The organism is Shewanella sp. S1-58-MNA-CIBAN-0166 (assembly GCF_040310085.1).
GTDB lineage: Bacteria > Pseudomonadota > Gammaproteobacteria > Enterobacterales > Shewanellaceae > Shewanella.
Map to the genome: position 1 here is coordinate 1 of NZ_JBEOPN010000142.1, position 271 is coordinate 271.

The following is a 271-nucleotide window of genomic DNA, read 5'->3' on the forward strand; positions in this document are numbered from 1 at the left end:
TGGCAAGCCCGCGCGCTCCTTTAAAAAGTACTTTGCCATTTTTACTTATAATTACCGATACCCCGGGCTCGTTTTCAACTAGGCTCTCGTTAAGAATTTCCTGATACTGCGAGGCTGTCGGGTTTGCTTTTACAAGGCTGGGTGTTAATAGCGAGAGGGCTAACAAACAGCTAGCGTAAAATGGCTTAATCATATTCATCCTTTGTAGTTTTTATACCAAACCTGTAAATAGGTTTAGCGATCCTTGTGCTTCATTTAAGCGGTTATTTAC

1 pseudogene is annotated in these 271 nt (G+C 41.7%); it reads right to left on the reverse strand.

What is annotated here, in order from left to right:
* Nucleotides 1-193: pseudogene (locus tag AAEY99_RS21450) on the reverse strand (serine hydrolase domain-containing protein); the annotation flags it as partial.
* Between the last annotated feature and the right edge of the window lie 78 nt (nucleotides 194-271).